This window comes from Levilinea saccharolytica (assembly GCF_001306035.1).
Classification (GTDB): Bacteria; Chloroflexota; Anaerolineae; order Anaerolineales; family Anaerolineaceae; genus Levilinea; species Levilinea saccharolytica.
The window spans coordinates 25,018-41,564 of the sequence record NZ_LGCM01000020.1; the positions used below are offsets into that span (position 1 = coordinate 25,018).

Annotated in this window: 15 protein-coding genes; 8 read left to right on the forward strand and 7 right to left on the reverse strand. The window is 61.9% G+C overall.

Annotation, left to right across the window (positions count from 1 at the left end):
• From ADN01_RS05250 to ADN01_RS05260, 3 genes are read right to left on the reverse strand one after another with little or no spacing between them, the layout of a single operon-like run.
• Complete coding sequence (locus tag ADN01_RS05250; RefSeq protein ID WP_062417912.1) at positions 1–903, reverse strand: prenyltransferase; 903 nt, start codon at positions 901–903, stop codon at positions 1–3.
• 10 nt (positions 904–913) lie between these two features.
• Positions 914–1,627 (reverse strand): SDR family NAD(P)-dependent oxidoreductase, encoded by a 714-nt coding sequence (locus ADN01_RS05255; RefSeq protein ID WP_160318380.1) that lies wholly within the window; start codon positions 1,625–1,627, stop codon positions 914–916.
• A gap of 29 nt (positions 1,628–1,656) precedes the next feature.
• Complete coding sequence (locus ADN01_RS05260; protein ID WP_075070984.1) at positions 1,657–2,613, reverse strand: proline dehydrogenase family protein; 957 nt, start codon at positions 2,611–2,613, stop codon at positions 1,657–1,659.
• 298 nt (positions 2,614–2,911) lie between these two features.
• Here ADN01_RS05260 and ADN01_RS05265 point away from each other — a divergent pair, with 298 nt between their 5' ends.
• The 4 genes from ADN01_RS05265 to ADN01_RS05280 all read left to right on the forward strand — a co-directional run bounded on the left by ADN01_RS05265 (position 2,912) and on the right by ADN01_RS05280 (position 6,370).
• Positions 2,912–3,658, forward strand: coding sequence for a basic amino acid ABC transporter substrate-binding protein (locus ADN01_RS05265; protein WP_062417909.1), 747 nt, complete (start codon positions 2,912–2,914; stop codon positions 3,656–3,658).
• Positions 3,659–3,721: 63 nt separating this feature from the next.
• On the forward strand, positions 3,722–4,543 hold the full coding sequence (locus ADN01_RS05270) for an amino acid ABC transporter permease (RefSeq protein WP_062417908.1): 822 nt from the start codon (positions 3,722–3,724) through the stop codon (positions 4,541–4,543).
• Between the two features lie 4 nt (positions 4,544–4,547).
• A complete protein-coding gene (locus ADN01_RS05275) occupies positions 4,548–5,276 on the forward strand; it encodes an amino acid ABC transporter ATP-binding protein (protein ID WP_062417907.1) in 729 nt (242 codons plus the stop codon).
• Positions 5,277–5,473: 197 nt separating this feature from the next.
• The gene (locus tag ADN01_RS05280) at positions 5,474–6,370 is read left to right on the forward strand and encodes an MBL fold metallo-hydrolase (protein WP_062417906.1); all 897 of its coding nucleotides are present in this window, start codon (positions 5,474–5,476) and stop codon (positions 6,368–6,370) included.
• Between the two features lie 96 nt (positions 6,371–6,466).
• On the opposite strand, the gene ADN01_RS05285 is transcribed toward ADN01_RS05280, so the two are convergent.
• The 3 genes from ADN01_RS05285 to ADN01_RS05295 are packed head-to-tail and all read right to left on the reverse strand — an operon-like array spanning position 6,467 to position 8,463.
• Positions 6,467–7,138, reverse strand: a complete 672-nt coding sequence (locus tag ADN01_RS05285) for a glycerol-3-phosphate acyltransferase (RefSeq protein WP_062417905.1) — start codon at positions 7,136–7,138, stop codon at positions 6,467–6,469.
• Between the two features lie 27 nt (positions 7,139–7,165).
• Positions 7,166–7,636, reverse strand: coding sequence for a M67 family metallopeptidase (locus ADN01_RS05290; protein ID WP_147239014.1), 471 nt, complete (start codon positions 7,634–7,636; stop codon positions 7,166–7,168).
• Positions 7,609–8,463, reverse strand: coding sequence for a DUF5656 family protein (locus ADN01_RS05295; protein WP_062417903.1), 855 nt, complete (start codon positions 8,461–8,463; stop codon positions 7,609–7,611). Before ADN01_RS05295 ends, ADN01_RS05290 begins: the two co-directional genes overlap by 28 nt.
• Positions 8,464–8,565: 102 nt before the next feature.
• Here ADN01_RS05295 and ADN01_RS05300 point away from each other — a divergent pair, with 102 nt between their 5' ends.
• The 3 genes from ADN01_RS05300 to ADN01_RS05310 all read left to right on the forward strand — a co-directional run bounded on the left by ADN01_RS05300 (position 8,566) and on the right by ADN01_RS05310 (position 12,883).
• Entirely contained in the window at positions 8,566–9,570 is a 1,005-nt protein-coding gene (locus tag ADN01_RS05300; RefSeq protein WP_062417902.1) for a hypothetical protein, read from the forward strand.
• Between the two features lie 37 nt (positions 9,571–9,607).
• Complete coding sequence (gene gyrB, locus ADN01_RS05305) at positions 9,608–11,533, forward strand: DNA topoisomerase (ATP-hydrolyzing) subunit B (protein ID WP_062417901.1); 1,926 nt, start codon at positions 9,608–9,610, stop codon at positions 11,531–11,533.
• A gap of 246 nt (positions 11,534–11,779) precedes the next feature.
• Complete coding sequence (locus ADN01_RS05310; protein WP_062417900.1) at positions 11,780–12,883, forward strand: Ldh family oxidoreductase; 1,104 nt, start codon at positions 11,780–11,782, stop codon at positions 12,881–12,883.
• Here the strand turns inward: ADN01_RS05310 and ADN01_RS05315 are convergent.
• The gene (locus ADN01_RS05315; RefSeq protein WP_062417899.1) at positions 12,880–14,484 is read right to left on the reverse strand and encodes a glycoside hydrolase family 13 protein; all 1,605 of its coding nucleotides are present in this window, start codon (positions 14,482–14,484) and stop codon (positions 12,880–12,882) included. The genes ADN01_RS05310 and ADN01_RS05315 overlap by 4 nt on opposite strands.
• A 222-nt stretch (positions 14,485–14,706) precedes the next feature.
• Here ADN01_RS05315 and nusA point away from each other — a divergent pair.
• Positions 14,707–16,547, forward strand: a 1,841-nt coding sequence (nusA, locus tag ADN01_RS05320; protein WP_075070985.1) for a transcription termination factor NusA, incomplete at its 3' end; no start/stop codon positions are given.

Sequence of the window (16,547 nt, forward strand, 5' to 3'; positions counted from 1 at the left end):
TTATCCCAACCAAACTGATATCGCCAGCAAATAAGCGCTGATCCCCACCAGTCCGCGGGCCGTCAAATCCAAGAGCGGCCAGCGCGGCTTGGCGCCGTTATTAATCTGAACCACCTGCCAGATTTCAAATAAGCCCAGCGGCAGAGTCAACAGCACCGGCCAGGTCAGCCGCCAGGGCAGCCCCACCGCCGAAGCCGTCACCAGCAGCAGGTAGCCGCTCATGATGAGCACATTGTGCAGCACCATCCCGCGCTGCCAACCCAGGGTCAGCAGCAGGGTCTTGCGTCCCCATTTCAAATCGCGGGCGTAATCTTTCAGCCCCAGCGCCAAAAACGCCGCCAGCGTCCAGGCCGTCAGGCTGAAGGTCAGCATGGCGATCAGGCGGTGAATTTCACCCACCTGCAGCACAAAGGCCAGCGCCGGGATGAGGTTGGCCGCCAACAGGGCCTGCGCCATCTCGCCCCAGGCCGTCTCCGACAGGCGCAGCGGCGGCACCGCGTAGAAAAAGGCCAGTGCAAACGCCATGCCCAAAACCAACCATCCCGTCAGGCTCAAGGCCCCCTGAAAAATCAGCGCCACAGTCAAAGCCGCCCCCGCGGCCAGCGCCGTCACCGCCATTTGCAGCCACAGCCCCGGTTCCAGGCGCTGCTCTGGGCTGCCCTCCCCGCTGCGCTTGCCGCGCGGGTCCGCCAGCCGGTCAAAGTAGGCCTTCAGCCAAAAGCTGCTCACCATCAAAAACAGGGCCGCGCCCCACCCCGTTGCAGCGATCTGCCAGCGGATCAGCTCGCCCAAATACACCGCCGTCCCCAACCCCAGCAGATAAAAGAGGCTCACCGCCGCCAACATCCAAGGGCGGGCCGCTCGTGCAAAGATCCGAAAAATGGAGAGTTTGGGTGTCTGCATATCCCTTCACCTAGATCAAACGATAACCGCCGTCCACCACCAACGTTTCGCCCGTAATATACGGGTTTTCAATCAAGAATACCACCGCCCGCACCACATCCTGCGGGCCGCCGCCCTGGCGCATCGGCAGCCGCCCCGTCAGGGCCTGCCACTCCTCCGCCGTAGTCATCTCACCGCGCAGGATCAGCCCCGGCGCAACCGCGTTCACGCGCACCCGCGGCCCCCAGCGCCGCGCCAGCACTCGCGTCAGCGCCTCCACGCCCGCCTTGCTGACGGTGTAAGCCGGGAAACCGCTCCAGGCCTTCACCGCTCCCGAATCCGACAGGTTAATGATCACCCCGCCGCTGTCCATGCGCCGCGCGGCCTGCTGCGCACACAAAAACGGCGCGCGCAGATTTAAATCCATCACCGCGTCCCACTCTTCGGCCGCCATCGTGTCCGCGTCCTGCGCGGGCATGACCGCCGCCGAATTGACCCACACACGCAGCGGGTGATCCCAGCCGTCCACCTGCGCAAACAACCGCGCAATCTGCCCCTCGTCGCGCAGGTCGGCCTGGGCCAGAAATGACCGTCCGCCCTGGGCGCGGATCTCTGCCGCGGTTTCCTCCGCCGCCTGGGCCGAGGCGTGATAATGCAGCCCCACGGCGTAGCCGCGCGCTGCCAGCCCCAGGGCAATCGCCCGCCCCAGGCGCTGACCGGCGCCGGTCACCACTGCCAAAGGCATACGTTCATCCAAAGCAAGCGGTTCTGGGTTCATTTTCGGAACAGGTTCGAAAGGAAAAAGCGCACGTTTTCCGGCCGTTCGGCCAGCCGCCGCATGAAATAGGGGTACCAATGCGTCCCATAGGGCACATACACGCGCACCGCGTGCCCCTGACGCACCAGGGTTTCCTGCAAATCCCGCCGGATGCCGTACAGCATCTGAAATTCCACCGAGCCTTTGGGCAGCCCCTGGCGTGCCATCTCCGCTTCGGCAAAGGCGATGCGCGCCGGGTCATGCGTGGCCACCGCCGCCAGCGGCGGGGTGCGTCCGTCCGCGCTCAACAGCGGCGTGCCCGCCGCTCGCGCGCTCTCCAACAGCACCTTTACCAGATGGTCGTAGTTGCGGTTCACCGCCGATTTCTGCGGAAAAGCCACGTCCGCCCCTTCGCGGTAAGCCCCCTTACACAACCGCACTTTTCCCTGCACCTCGCGCAGGCGCATCAAATCCGCCTCGCTGCGGTACAGATAGGCCTGAATCACCACCCCCACGCCCTCGCTCTGCTGGCGTGCCCAGTGAAACATCTCCAGCGTGCGCTCTGTCAGGCTGGCGTCTTCCATATCAATGCGGATGAAAACGCCCCGCTCCCCGGCCCGAGCCAGGATTTTTCCCAAAAGCTGACGGCACAGATTCTCATCCAGCGCCAGACCCAGTTGGGATAGTTTAATGGAAACGTTAGCGCGCAGTTCGTGAGCGTGCAGGCTGTCCAATAGGGTCAGAATCTCTTGTGCCGCCGCCTCGGCCCCCTCGGCGTGGGTCGTGTTTTCACCCAAGGGGTCCAGGCTCACCTGCATGCCCGCCTGATTCAAGGCCAAGGCTGCCTGCAGTGCGTCTGCAATCGTGTCTCCGGCCACGAATCGCCGCGCCGCCCGCCGCGCCACCCCCCAACGCGTGATCACCCGCTGCGCCCACGGGACTTTGGATAGCAGAATGAAGAACCCTCGCAGCATGACCTCCTCCTGGACGCCGGACGGGCTGAACCCTCACCGCCGGGCAAGTGGATTCTAACATGAAACCCACCAGAGCATCACAGCCCAGCCCCACTCGCCCCGGTGAAAGGGTGACGTTTGTACCTAAAATGTCCTTTTCTGTGCCCAAGGGGCAAAAACCCGTATATAATACAATTAAAGTTATCAATTGGTATCCATGCCGGTTGGCGTCCTGTCGCCCCGTCATCGCCGCTTCACACCTGCACATATTCACGCATCAAACCGGCAACACCCAAATATCATAATGAGGAGAAAAGAAGTGAAACGCACGAGCCTGATCATTGTATCTGTCTTGGTATTGCTTAGCATCGCGTTGACCGCCTGCCAGCCCGCCAGCACCAAGGTGCGCGTGGCCACGGATGCAACCTTCCCCCCCTTCGAAACCGTGGACGAAGCTACCAAAGAGCTGACCGGTTTCGATGTCGAATTGATGAACGCCCTGGCCGCCAAGGCCGGCATCGAAATCGAGTGGGTCAACATCGGTTTTGATCCTATGCTCGCGGGCCTCAGCCAGTGCCAGTATGACGTCGCCATCGCCGCCATCACCATCACCGAAGACCGCAAGAAAGATATGCTCTTCTCGGAGCCCTACATCAACGCCGGTCAAATCATCTCCGTGCAGAAATCCAACACCGAAATCACCGGCCCCGAAAGCCTGGCTGGCAAGAAGGTCGGCGCTCAGTTGGGCACCACCGGCGCCATTGAGGCCCAAAAGATCGAGGGCGTGGAACTGAAAACCTACGATTCCTATGACCTGGCCTTCTTAGACCTGGCCAACGGCCAGATTGACGCTGTCATCGCCGACTACCCCACCGCTTTGGGTTTCATCGGCCAGAATTCTGAAAAGCTCACCACGGTGGGCGAGGTCTTCACGGACGAATCCTACGGCATCGCCGTGTGCAATAAAAACGCCGACCTGCTCAAAAAGATCAACGACGGGTTGGCCGCCATCAAAGCCGACGGCACTGTCCAGAAGCTCGAAATGAAGTGGCTCGCGGGCCAATAATCCACCCTCTATGCGCCTGCGGGGCTGTGTGCCCCGCAGGCGTTTTCTCACACCTATTCCATCATGGACCTTCAAGAGAAGAAAAAGACCGAAACCGCCCCAGCCTCTGCTGGAGCCGATAGTAAGGGTTATTTCGATCCCTGGTGGTGGCTTGTATTCGCCGTCATCGGCATGATCATCCTGCTCATCACCACCCGCCCCGATCCCTTCATGCGCATTCTGCTTTTCGTCCGCGACGGCATTGGGGTCACCATCCAAACCACCATCATCTCTTTCTTCCTGGTGCTCATCGTCGGTCTGATCGCCGCCCTGGGGCGCATCTCCCGCAGCCGCATCCTCAGCGGCATCGCCACCGTCTATGTCGAGATCGTTCGCGGCATCCCGCTGCTGGTACAGCTGCTCTTCTGGTACTTTGCCTTCCCCTCTGTCATCCAGGGCATCGGCAGCGCGCTAAACATTGAAGCCCTCAAGAATTACCTCGCCAACCCGGTCGGCATGGCCATTCTCGGCATCACCTTCTGTTATGCCGCCTACATGAGCGAAATTTACCGCGCCGGCATTCAGTCCATCTCCAAAGGCCAAATGGAAGCGGCCCGCAGCCTGGGCATGTCCTACGTCCAGGCCATGCGCTACGTCATCCTGCCGCAGGCCGTGCGCGTCATCCTCCCCCCGGTGGGCAACGAATTCATCTCCATCCTCAAAGATTCGTCCCTGGTCAGCGTGGTTGCCGTGGCCGATATGACCCGCCGCGGGCGCGAATTCATGGCCGCCAACTTCATTCCGGTGGAAACCTGGAGCATGATCGCCCTGCTCTATCTGGTCATGACTCTGCTCGCCGCCCGCCTTGTCACCTTCATCGAGCGCAAGTCCCGCCTGGAGAGGTAACCCTATGGCTCCCATCATTCAAATCAAAAACGTTCACAAGCGCTTTGGCTCCGTCCACGCCCTGCGCGGCGTCAGCCTGGATGTGGAACGCGGCGAGGTGGTAGTCATCATCGGCCCCTCCGGCTCCGGAAAATCCACCCTGCTGCGCTGCATCAACCGCCTGGAAGAGTTCAACGAAGGCAGCATCGTGGTGGACGGCATTCCCCTCGACACCGCCGAAAACATCAACGCCGTGCGCACCGAGGTGGGCATGGTCTTCCAGCAGTTCAACCTCTTCCCCCACCTGTCGGTGATGGATAACATCACCCTGGCCCAGCGCATCATCCGCAAACGGGACAAAGCCGAAGCGGATGAGATCGCCATACAGCTGCTCAACAAGGTGGGCATCCCCGAAAAAGCCAAAGCCCTCCCCGGCCAGCTCTCCGGCGGACAGCAGCAGCGCGTGGCCATCGCCCGCGCCCTGGCCATGAACCCCAAGATCATGCTCTTCGATGAGCCTACCAGCGCCCTCGACCCCGAAATGATCCAGGAAGTGCTGGATGTGATGATGAATCTGGCCCAGGAAGGCATGACCATGGTGGTGGTGTCGCACGAAATGGGATTTGCCCGCGCCGCCGCCAACCGCGCCATCCTCATGGACAGCGGCCAAATCGTCGAAGAAGCCCCGCCCAACGTGCTCTTTACCAACCCCACCCAGGAGCGCACCAAAGAATTCCTCTCCCGGGTGCTTTAACCTTCGCAATTTCTCCGTTCCTCCCCAACCGCGCCCCGCATTTGTATGCGGGGCGCACTTTTTGCCCGCCCCCACCTTCTACATTTGCAGCGGCCCTTTTTTTGACATTTGCCTTCAATTGTGCTATTAATACTCTTCGAATTACTTCGCATACCGCCGGTTGACCAAATCGGTTTGTCCAAGAACAGGAAGGGTCCATGCAGCGCGAACGCGTCTCCGAAAATGTGTACTGGTTTCAAAGTGATGTCTATGCACAGGTGACCGCCGGGGTCATCACAGGCCCCCAGTGGGCGGTGGTCATCGACACTCTGGCCCTACCCGATGAAACCCTGGCCATGCGCTCCTTCATCGAGGAAGAACTCAGCGTTCCTGTTCGTTACATCATCAACACCCACAACCACGCTGACCACACCTGGGGCAACTGCTTCTTCCCCGGCGCCACCATCATCGCCCACAGCCTCACCGGCCAGATCATGGCCGAGCGCGGCCAAACCGCCCTGGAAGCCGCCCGCAAGCAGAACCCGGCCTTCAAGAACGTCAAGATCGTCCTGCCCCATCTCACCTTTGACGAAGGTCAGATCACCCTCCGCGTGGGCAAGAAAAACCTGGTGCTGTTCTCCACCCCCGGCCACAGCCGCGACGGCATCTCCATTCTGGTGGAAGAAGACCGCGTGCTCTTCGCCGGTGACGCCTTCATGCCCATCCCTTACGTGGTGGACGGCAGTCTGGATCAGCTCTCCGAAACCATGAAATCTATGGGCAAAATGGGCCTGGAAAATATCATTCAGGGCCACGGGGATATCATCCTGCGCGGCGAGATTGACAACGCCGTCAAAGAGAACGTCGCCTACCTCAGCGCTGTGCGTAAATCGGTCAAAGCTGCCCTCAAGCGCCGCAACCCCCTGGAAGCCCTCTCTCAGGTGGACATCGCCGCCTGCGGCAAGAGCCGCGTCTATCTCGGCGGGCTGGCCGAAGACCTCCACCGCCGCAATCTACGCGCGGTGCTCAAGCAAATCGCCGAGGCCGAAGGCATCGACCTGGCTGCCATCATCGCCATCGCCCAGCAGGAACAGGAATACGAAGAGGACGTCTAACCCCTCTCCCCTTGATCCCTCTCCCTTTGAAATAGAAAAGATCACCCCACGCACCGGTCGGGGTGATCTTATTTTTCGTCTCAGAAATGGGTCAGACTACGGCTTGCGTCCAGCTTTCTTCAGCAGGTAAGCCCGCAGCCCCACCATGCGCTCCGTGCCCCGCTTGAGTCGTTCCAGATTGGGCCGCAGCGCAATCACCACAATCGCCAACGCCAACGCACCGTAGAGCACATACACCCAGGGAGATGTGCCCACCGCGGCGCGGTAGATAAACACCAGCAAAGCCGAGGCAGCGATGCTGATGGTGGTCACCGAGGCATACCCCACCAGCAGGAACACCAGCACCGCCAGCGGCAAGATCACCATCCAGGCTTGCGGCCATAAGGCAATCGCCCCGCCCAGGGCGGTGGCTCCGCCGGCCCCGCCGCGGAAGCGCAGCCTGCCGTTTTCATCCAGCTTCAGCAAAAATACCGAATAGTTGTGGCCGATAATGGCCAAGACCGCCGCCAGCACTTGCAGCCACACATCCCCCGGCATCAGCCAGCTCACAATCCAGCCGGTGGAAACGCCTTTCAACACGTCCAAAATGGCCGTCACCAGCCCGGCAAAAAAGCCCGCTGCGCGCATGGCGTTGGTGCCGCCTGTGCGGCCGCTCTCCACCTTGAGCACGTCTTTACCTGTCGCAATTTTGACCACAATCCAGCCGCTTGGGATTGAACCTACCAGGTAGGCCAACAGCAGAACCGATAAAATCCGTAGAATCTCCATCTTCACATACCTCCGCCTGTCGAAATGTTAAACCCCAATCTTCCCGCCGGGTTGCGTTTCCGGCAAAACTTCCCAGTCCAATTCCAAAAAACCCTGCCCCTCCACCGCCGCAAAAGCCCGCATACGCCAACCCTCCGCCGCCGGTGAAAAGATCAGCACCGCCGAATCCGGATAGGCGAACTCGCGCTCATCCGTCTCCGACGGATGGTCGGGGCCGCTGGGATGCGAATGGAAAATGGCCAAAATCTCCTGCCCGGCCGCCTCCAACTGCATCATAGCGTCATACTGCGCCTGCGGCTCCATCCGAAAACGCACCGGGCTGTGCGCCGCGTTTTCCACCGGCAGAACCACCTGGGCTGTTCCATCTGTCCCCCCCACCAGACCGCAGCCCTCCTCCGGCAAACAGCTTTCCACGTGCCGGATCATGGCATCCCACAGCGCCGGGGGAAACCGCAGCCGCCCCACGCGCCCTAACTCCACCAAAACGCCAGTGCCCACAGCACCGTCAGCATCAGCGCCGGTTCAATCCACAAAATCGCCTTGGGGCGCCCCTCTTCCCAGGCCCCCGCCGCGCTGGTCAGCGCATAGGCCGTCCCCAGCAGGATCAGACCGTAGGCGATCGGCCGCAGAGGCAGGTAATGCAGCCCCATCGCCATCTGGCCGGTGAACAATGCGATGCCCGCCGCCCAACCCCAGGCCCAGCGCCCCCCCAACCGCAGGTACAGCGCGCGCAGCACCACCAGAAACAGCGCCAGCACCATCGCCGGAAGCTGAAGGTACAGCCGCAGTTCCGCTGCCCGCATGGCGATGGAAAGGATCAAAAACAAAGCAAAGGCCACCGCCGTCAACCCCACCATGGCCGGGGCAAACAGCGCGCCGGATAAATCCACCACCACGTATTCCGCGATGAACACCAGAAGCAGCAGCAGCGCACCCAGCGCCAGCATAGCCCACCATTCCACCCCCACTTCCAGGGTGTTCAGCGTCACCCCAATGGCCCAGGCCGTCATCATCGGCACCAGCCAATGCGGCAGCGTGCTGCCCTCCCCCAGGCGCGGATGCCCGCGCAGCAGCCATTCGCACCCCACCGCCGCCAGCCCCGCCACCGCAAAAGCCACCAGGGTGGCCAGATCAAAGCTGAAGGAAAATACCGCCCCCGGCAGGGTCAAGTTCCACACCCGTTCCTGCGTGTCCACCAGCGGAGTCAGGGCATAGGCCAGCAGAATGGTAGAAGTCAGCACGCTCAGCCGGTTCACGTCCGGAAAAACGGGGTGCTCCTCACTGCTCAAAGCCGCTGGGGCGGGCGTTTCAATCATAGCTTTCATTTTAACCTCCCCCTGGCGTGCTGCCAAGTCACCAAAGTCACACCGCGGTCATGGTTTTCGCCTCGCCCGGCGTGCGCCCGCCTGTGGTAAAATTGAGGCCATATGGACGCGAATTCCGAAACCACCCAGGCCGCCCCGCCCCGCCTCATTCCGGCCGTCACCGCGGGCTTCAACCTCATCGCTGCCAACGTCTGGATCATCCTGCTGCCTCTGGCGCTGGATCTTTGGCTGTGGTTCGGCCCCAAACTGCGTCTGAAAGCCTTGCTGCTGCCCTGGGTCACCGATTTTTTCAGCCAGCTGCCCCCCACCACTGCGCCCGAATCGGCCTTGCTGATCCAGCGCATCACCGAAACCTGGCAAAAAACCCTTGAATCTTTCAACTTGCTGGGCGTGCTGCGCACCTATCCCATCGGCGTCCCCAGCCTGCTGTCGGTGAACGGCGTGGCCCAAACCCCGCTGGGGCCTTCGCAGGAATATGAAATGATCACCGCCGCCGGCGCTTTGGGCCTTTGGCTGCTGCTCCTGTTGGCGGGCCTCTTCATCGGCAGCCTGTTCTTCGGCCGCATCGCCCGTCTGGCCTTCCCCACCCAGCGTCAAGACACCCTGCGCGCCCTTTTCTGGCAGTTCATGCAGATTCTGATCTTCAATCTGGCCCTCATCTTCCTGCTGATGGTGCTGCTCTTCCCCATCGCCCTGGCCACCACCCTGCTGGCCGCCATCAACCCGGATCTGGCCCAGATCGCCCTCTTCCTCATGGGCCTGGTGCTCATCTGGCTGCTTTTCCCCCTGGTGTTCGCCCCGCACGGCGTCTTTGCCCTGCGTCAAAACGTGGTCTCCGCCACCCTCACCAGCCTGCGCCTGGTGCGCTTCTTCCTCCCCGGTGCAAGCCTCTTTCTGGTGGTGCTCTTCGTCATCAGCCAGGGCCTCGACATCATCTGGCGCATCCCCCCCAGCAATTCGTGGATGCTCCTGCTGGGTCTGGGCGGGCACGCCTTCATCTCCAGCAGTCTCATCGCCGCCAGCTTCGTCTATTACCGCGGCGGCATCGAATGGATGCAGGCCAATCTGAAAAAAATCATGCAACCTTCCTCCCCCACCCGCGCCTAGCGCAGGGAGAGGCTCTTAACCGTCCAAGGACCGCGCTGTGGAATCCACCAAACCGACTGCCACCTCGTATAACGCCAGCAATATTCAGATTTTGGAAGGGCTCGAAGCCGTGCGCCGCCGTCCCGGCATGTATGTGGGCGGCACCGATCAAAAGGCCCTCCATCATCTGGTCTATGAGGTGGTGGATAACTCCATTGACGAAGCCCTGGCCGGCACCTGCGACCATATCCTCATCGTGCTGCGCGAAGACGGCGCCGTCATGGTGGAAGACAACGGCCGCGGCATCCCCGTGGACCCCCACCCCGAAAAGAAAATCTCCGCCCTCGAAGTGGTTATGACCGTGCTGCACGCTGGCGGCAAATTTGGCGGCGGCGGCTACAAGGTCTCCGGCGGTCTGCACGGCGTGGGCGTCTCGGCGGTCAACGCCCTTTCGGCCTGGTGTGAGGTGGAAGTGCGCCGCGACGGCAAGGTGTATTTGCAGCGCTATGAGCGCGGCATCCCCCAATTCCCCGTGCGCACCGTGGGTGAATGCCCCCCCGAAGTCACCGGAACCCGCACCACCTTCCGCTACGACCCTGAAATTTTCAAAGAAGAGGTCGAATTCCGCTTCGACACCCTGGCCACGCGCTTCCGCGAAATGGCCTTCGTCACCCGCAAGGTGCGCATCCAACTGGTGGATGAGCTGAACCACCGCGAGGCATCCTTCTACTTTGACGGCGGCATCGTCTCCTTTGTGCGCTATCTCAACCGCTCACGCGAGACCCTGCACCCCGTGGTCTACGCCGAAAAAGAGCTGGAGGGCATGAGCATTGAAGCCGCCATCCAGTTCACCGACGCCTACACCGAAACGGTGTATTCCTTCGCCAACACCATCAACACCGTGGACGGCGGCACCCACCTCACCGGCCTGCGCGCCGCCATCACCCGCGTGATCAACGATTACGCCCGCCGCTACAACCTCATCAAGGAATCCGACCCTAACTTCTCCGGCGACGACACCCGCGAAGGCCTGACCGCCATCGTCAGCATCAAGCACCCCGACCCGCAGTTCGAAAGCCAGACCAAGGTCAAGCTGATGAACCCCGAAGCCCAGACCGGCGTGCAGCAGGCCGTGGGCGAAGCCTTTACCGCTTTCCTGGAAGAAAACCCCAACGCCGGGCGCGCCATCGTGCAGAAGTGCCTCACCTCAGCCCGCGCCCGCGACGCCGCCCGCAAGGCCCGCGATCTGGTCATCCGCAAATCCGCCCTGGAGAGCATGACCCTCCCCGGCAAGCTGGCCGATTGCTCCGAACGCGACCCCAAGAAGACCGAACTTTACATCGTCGAAGGTGATTCCGCCGGCGGCTCGGCCAAACAAGGCCGCGACCGCCATTTCCAGGCCATTTTGCCCCTGCGCGGCAAAATCCTCAACACCGAACGCGCCCGCCTGGATAAAATCCTCTCCAATAACGAAGTCAAAGCCCTCATCTCGGCCATCGGCGCCAATATCGGCGATTCCTTCGACCTGACCAACCTGCGCTACCACCGCATCATCATCATGACGGATGCCGACGTGGACGGCAGCCACATCCGCACCCTGCTGCTGACCTTCTTCTTCCGCTACATGCCCGCCCTCATCGAGCAGGGGCATCTCTATATCGCCCAGCCGCCCCTCTACCGCATCGCCTACCGCAATCAGGTGCAGTATGCCTACAGCGACCCGCAAAAAGACGCCATCCTGAGCGAACTGGGCATCAGCGCCGACAAAGCCAGCATCTCGCGCTACAAAGGTCTGGGCGAAATGAACCCCGAACAGTTGTGGGACACCACCATGAACCCCGAAAACCGCACCTTGCTGCGCGTCACCATTGAAGACGCCGCCGCCGCCGACCGCACCTTTGACATGCTCATGGGCGAAGAAGTCCCTCCGCGCACGCGCTTCATCCAGACCCACGCCAAAGAAGTGGCTAATCTGGATATTTAGCGCAGCCTCAAGAGCATCCCTTAAGCTGTCATTGCTTGCCCCCGCTTTTTGGGGGCGAGCCCCCGCACTTGGGGGGCGAAGCAATCTCTTCCCCGAACAAGCAAACCCCTGCTTAGCCCCCGTGTGTCCCGCTCTTTGGGGGCGCGCCCCCGCTCTTTGGGTGGGCGAAGCAATCTCTTCCCCCTCTCCCCCTCTTGCCCTTTGCGCTACAATTAACCTAAACACCCATCACAAACGAGGTGAGCCATGCCCGCTACCCTGCTCTTCCGCGCCGAAGACCTGCGCGATTTCATGATCCGCTACTTCACCGCCCTGAATGTGCCCGCCGCCGACGCCGCCGTCACCGCGGATGTGCTCCTCTCCGCCGACCTGCGCGGGGTCGATTCGCACGGCATCATCCGCCTGTACACCTATTACGGCTCGCGCCTGCGCAGCGGCAAGATGGACCCCCTCACCCCCTACCGCCTGACCCACGAAACCCCCACCACCCTCAACTTTGACGGCGGCAACGGCCTGGGCCAGGTGGTCAGCTACCACGCCATGCAGCGCTGCATCGAAAAGGCCCGCGACATGGGCATCGCCATGGTCAGCGTGCACAACTCCAACCATTACGGCATCGCCGGCTACTACGCCATGATGGCCCTGCCCCACGACATGATCGGCATCAGCTTCACCAATTCGCAGCCCCTGGTAGCCCCCACCTACGGCCGCACCGCCGTGCTGGGCACCAACCCCATCGCCGTGGCCGTGCCCGCCGGGCAGCAGCGCCCCTACGTGCTGGATATGGCCACCAGCATCGTGCCCATCGGGCGCGTCACCGTCTACGACAAAGCTGGGAAAAGCATGCCCCCAGGCTGGGGCATCAACCCGCGCGGCGAAGTCACCACCACCCCCGCCGAAGTGCTGCAAGGCGGCGCGCTCATGCCCCTGGGCGGCGTGGATATCATGCGCGGCTATAAAGGCTACGGCCTGTCGCTGTGGGTGGATATCTTCTCCGGCGTGCTTTCCGGCGCGGCCTTCCTGGCGCATGTCGGCCACCCCTCCAGCGCTCGCCCCAACGCCGACGTGGGCCACTTCTTTGCCGCCATGCGCGTGGACGCCTTCCGCCCCCTGGACGAATTTAAAGCCGACATGGACGCCATGCTGAGCGAATTGAAAGACGCCCCCAAAGCCGCCGGGCAGGAACGCATCTACATTCACGGCGAAAAAGAGTTCGAGCGCGCCGAGCGCTATCAAAATGAGGGCGTGCCCCTGCTGGCCAACGTGGCCGAAGGGCTGCGCACTTCCGCGGCCGAGATCGGCGTATCCTTCCCCGACCCCATCGGCCAGGCCGCCGAAGAAGACGACTAAAGCATCTTCAGGATCAGCGCCTCTTCGCCTGCCAGAGCGATGACCCCATCCTGCGGCACGGGGGCTTCACTGCGCTTGTTGGAAAGCAGCAGCCGCCAGCGTTTCCCGGCCAAGCGCCCGCCCAACACCAGGCGCGCCGGCCAGCGCCGGAAATTCAGCGCCACCAGCAGGGTTTCGGTCTGAGTCTGCCTTAAATACCCCAGAACCGCGCGCGGCTCGTAGCTGAGCGGCTGAAACAGCCCCTGGCGCAGGGCGGCGTGCTCGCGCCGCAGGGCCAGCAGCCGCTTGTAGAAGTTCAGCAGCGAATCGGGGTCCTCGGCCTGGGCCGCGGCGTTGCGAAACGTGTAGTCTGGGTGCGGCGGCAGCCAGGGCTGACCCGCCCCAAAACCGGCGTTCTCGCTCGCGTCCCACTGCATGGGCGCGCGGCAGCCGTCGCGGCCCTTATGGAAGGGCCAGTAGCGCTTGCCAATCGGGTCCAAAATCTCACTGCGCCGCAGCGAAATATCGCGCATGCCGATTTCCTCGCCGTAATACAGGAAAGGCGTGCCGCGCAAACTGAGCAGCATGGCCGCCGCCACCTTCAGGCGCTCATCGTTCTCCCCGCGCCCAAAACGGCTGGCCGAGCGGCGCACATCGTGATTGTTCAGCACATAATTGGGCCAGCTTTCCGGCGACAGCACATGCTCCCATTCCTGCACCGCGCGCAGATAGCCGCCCGGCCGCCAGCCCTGGGTCAGCATTTTGAAGTTAAAGGCCGCGTGCAGCCGCCCCGGCGCGCAGTACTGCGCCGCCATCTCCGCGGGCGAATCAAAGGTCTCGCCCACCACGTAGCGCTCCGGGTATTGGTCCAGCAGTGCGCGGATCTCTTCCAGCAGCCCCATCATCTCCGGCTGGTTGTTGTCGTAGAGATGCTGTTGGCGGTCGTAACCGCGCAGCCCCAGCTTGGGCGGGTTATCGGGCAGGTCGGCGTGCTTAAAGTACAGGTTAAACACATCCAGCCGGAAGCCGTCCACCCCGCGCTCCAGCCAAAAGCGGAACACATCCAGCATGGCCTGGCGCACCGCCGGGTTGCGCCAGTTCACATCCGGCTGCTGCTTGTAAAACATGTGGTAATAGTACTGCCCGCTGGCCTCATCCCATTCCCAGGCGCTGCCGCCAAACACCGCCTGCCAGTTGTTGGGCGGCCCGCCGCCGGGGCGCGGATCGCGCCACAGGTAATAATCGCGGTAGGGGTTGTCGCGCCCCTGGCGCGCCTGCTGAAACCAGGGGTGCTGGTCGCTGGTGTGGTTCAGCACCAGGTCCAGCACAATGCGGATGCCGCGTGCGTGGGCGTCGGCGGTCAGCGCGTCAAAATCCGCCAGGCTGCCAAAATCGGGGTGAATATCCACATAGTTGCTCACGTCATAGCCAAAATCCACGTTGGGCGACGGGTAGATGGGCGACAACCAGATGGCGTCCACCCCCAGATCCTGCAAATAGGGCAGTTTGCTGCGGATGCCCTGCAAATCTCCCACCCCGCTGCCGCTGCTGCTGGCAAACGACCGCGGGTAAATTTGATAAATCACGCCATCCCGCCACCACAAGAAGGATTCTGCTGTCATGTCGGCTCCGTCCAAGCGAAAATGAGTACGTGCTGGGGTTGATTATATCAAAGCTGCCCCGCCCAGGCCGTTCGAAGGCTGACGATCACTTGCTATCTCTTGAAAGGTATGTTAAAATAAGGTCACTGAGTAGTTAACGTCATAGAGCGCAACGAAAAGTGGGCGACCCCCACTTTTCTTTGTATGTCAGACAAGGTTCGGAAAAGGCTGGAGTAAGGTAGGATGAAGAACGAATTTATCCTGGCGTTCAATGAAGTGTTGGAAGAAAAGCAGCTGCCGAAGGAAATCATCCTTCAGGCTATTGAGTCTGCGATGGTCTCTGCGTACCGGCGGGCGGTCAACGCTTCCAGCGCGCAGCATGTCGAGGCCAAAATCAACCCGGATACGGGCAAAGTCACCATCATGGCCGAAAAAGAGGTTGTCGAAACGGTGGAGGACGCCCGCACCGAAGTGACCCTCTCCGAAGCTCGCCAGGTCAACCCCGAAGCGGAACTGGGCGAAATGGTCATCGTCGAAAGCACCCCGCGCGACTTTGGCCGCGTGGCGGCTCAGACCGCCCGGCAGGTCATCCAACAGCGCATCCGCGACGCCGAGCGCCAGATGCAGTTCGATTACTTCCAAAAGCAATTGGGAGAAATCGTCTCCGGCGTGGTGCAGGCCGTCAATGCCCAGGGGCTCACCATTGGTATGGATATGCGCGCCGAAGGCATGATGTCGCGCAAAGACCTCATCAACGGCGAGCGCTTCCGCATTCACGACCGCGTGCGCGCCCTCATCGCCGAGGTGAAAGACAACCCCCGCGGCCCGCAAATCATCCTCTCCCGCACCCACCGCGATTTCCTGCGCCGGCTGCTGGAAAATGAAGTCCCCGAAATCTACCACGGCATCGTGGAAATTCGCTCCATCGCCCGCGAACCCGGCGAGCGCGCCAAAGTGGCCGTCTCTGCCACCCAATCGGGCATAGACCCGGTAGGCGCCTGCGTGGGCATCCGCGGCGTGCGCATTCAAGCCATCGTGCGCGAGCTGCACGACGAAAAAATTGACGTGATCGAATGGAACCCCGACGCCGCGGTCTTCATCGCCAAGGCCATCTCCCCCGCGCGCGTGGTGGGCGTGTACCTGAACGAACGCTCGGCCAACGGCAAAACCGCCACCGTGGTGGTTCCCGAAGATCAGCTCAGCCTGGCCATCGGCCGCGACGGTCAAAACGCGCGTCTGGCTGCCAAGCTCACCGGCTGGCGCATTGACATCAAGTCCCTCAGCGAAGCCGCCGGCGACACGCTCTACCGTCTGCAGAACGAAGCCGAGCTGGCTGAAATCGCCCTGGCCGAACAATCCATCCTGGATGACATCTCGGCCTCCTTGGCCAAGAAGGCCGAAGGCCGCCCGCTGACCCCCGAAGAATACGACCAGATGGCCGCCTTCGTGGACCGCGTGGAAAAGCGCTCCATCCAGGCGCGTCAGCCGGTCAAACCCGCGGTGGAACCCGCCGTATTGGACGAAGCCCGCGCTGCCATCCCCGAAGAAGCCTTCCAGCAGAACCTGCTGGACAGCGGTCTGGCCGAACACCTGGTCAATTTGCTCCAGGAAGCCGGTTACACCACCGTGGGCGATCTGGCCCTGGAACTGAAAGTCAACCCCGATAACGTCCTGCGTATGCCGGGTGTGGGCGCCAAGTCCATCGCGCAGCTCAACGCCCTGATGGACTCGCTGACGGCTGCCCCCGCTGTGGAAGAACAGCCCGCCGCGCCGGTGGTGGAAATGGAGGCCCCGGCCCCGGTTTCTGCCCCCATTGAAGCGGAGATCGAAGGGGTTGTCGAAACGGTAGAAGAAGAAGCTGCCGCGCCCGAAGTGGAAGTCACCGCGCCCGCGGCGGCTGAACCCGAAGGGGAAGAAGAAGCGGAAGTATCCTTCAACGAACTCTTTGCCCTCAAACCTTTGGTCGAACCGGCCATCCTCGAAGAAGAAGAAGAGGACGACGCGAGCGGCGACAAAAAGGATAAGAAGGGTTCTAAGAAGAAAAAGAAGAAACAGGTGGTCATTTCCTATGACCCCGACCGCGA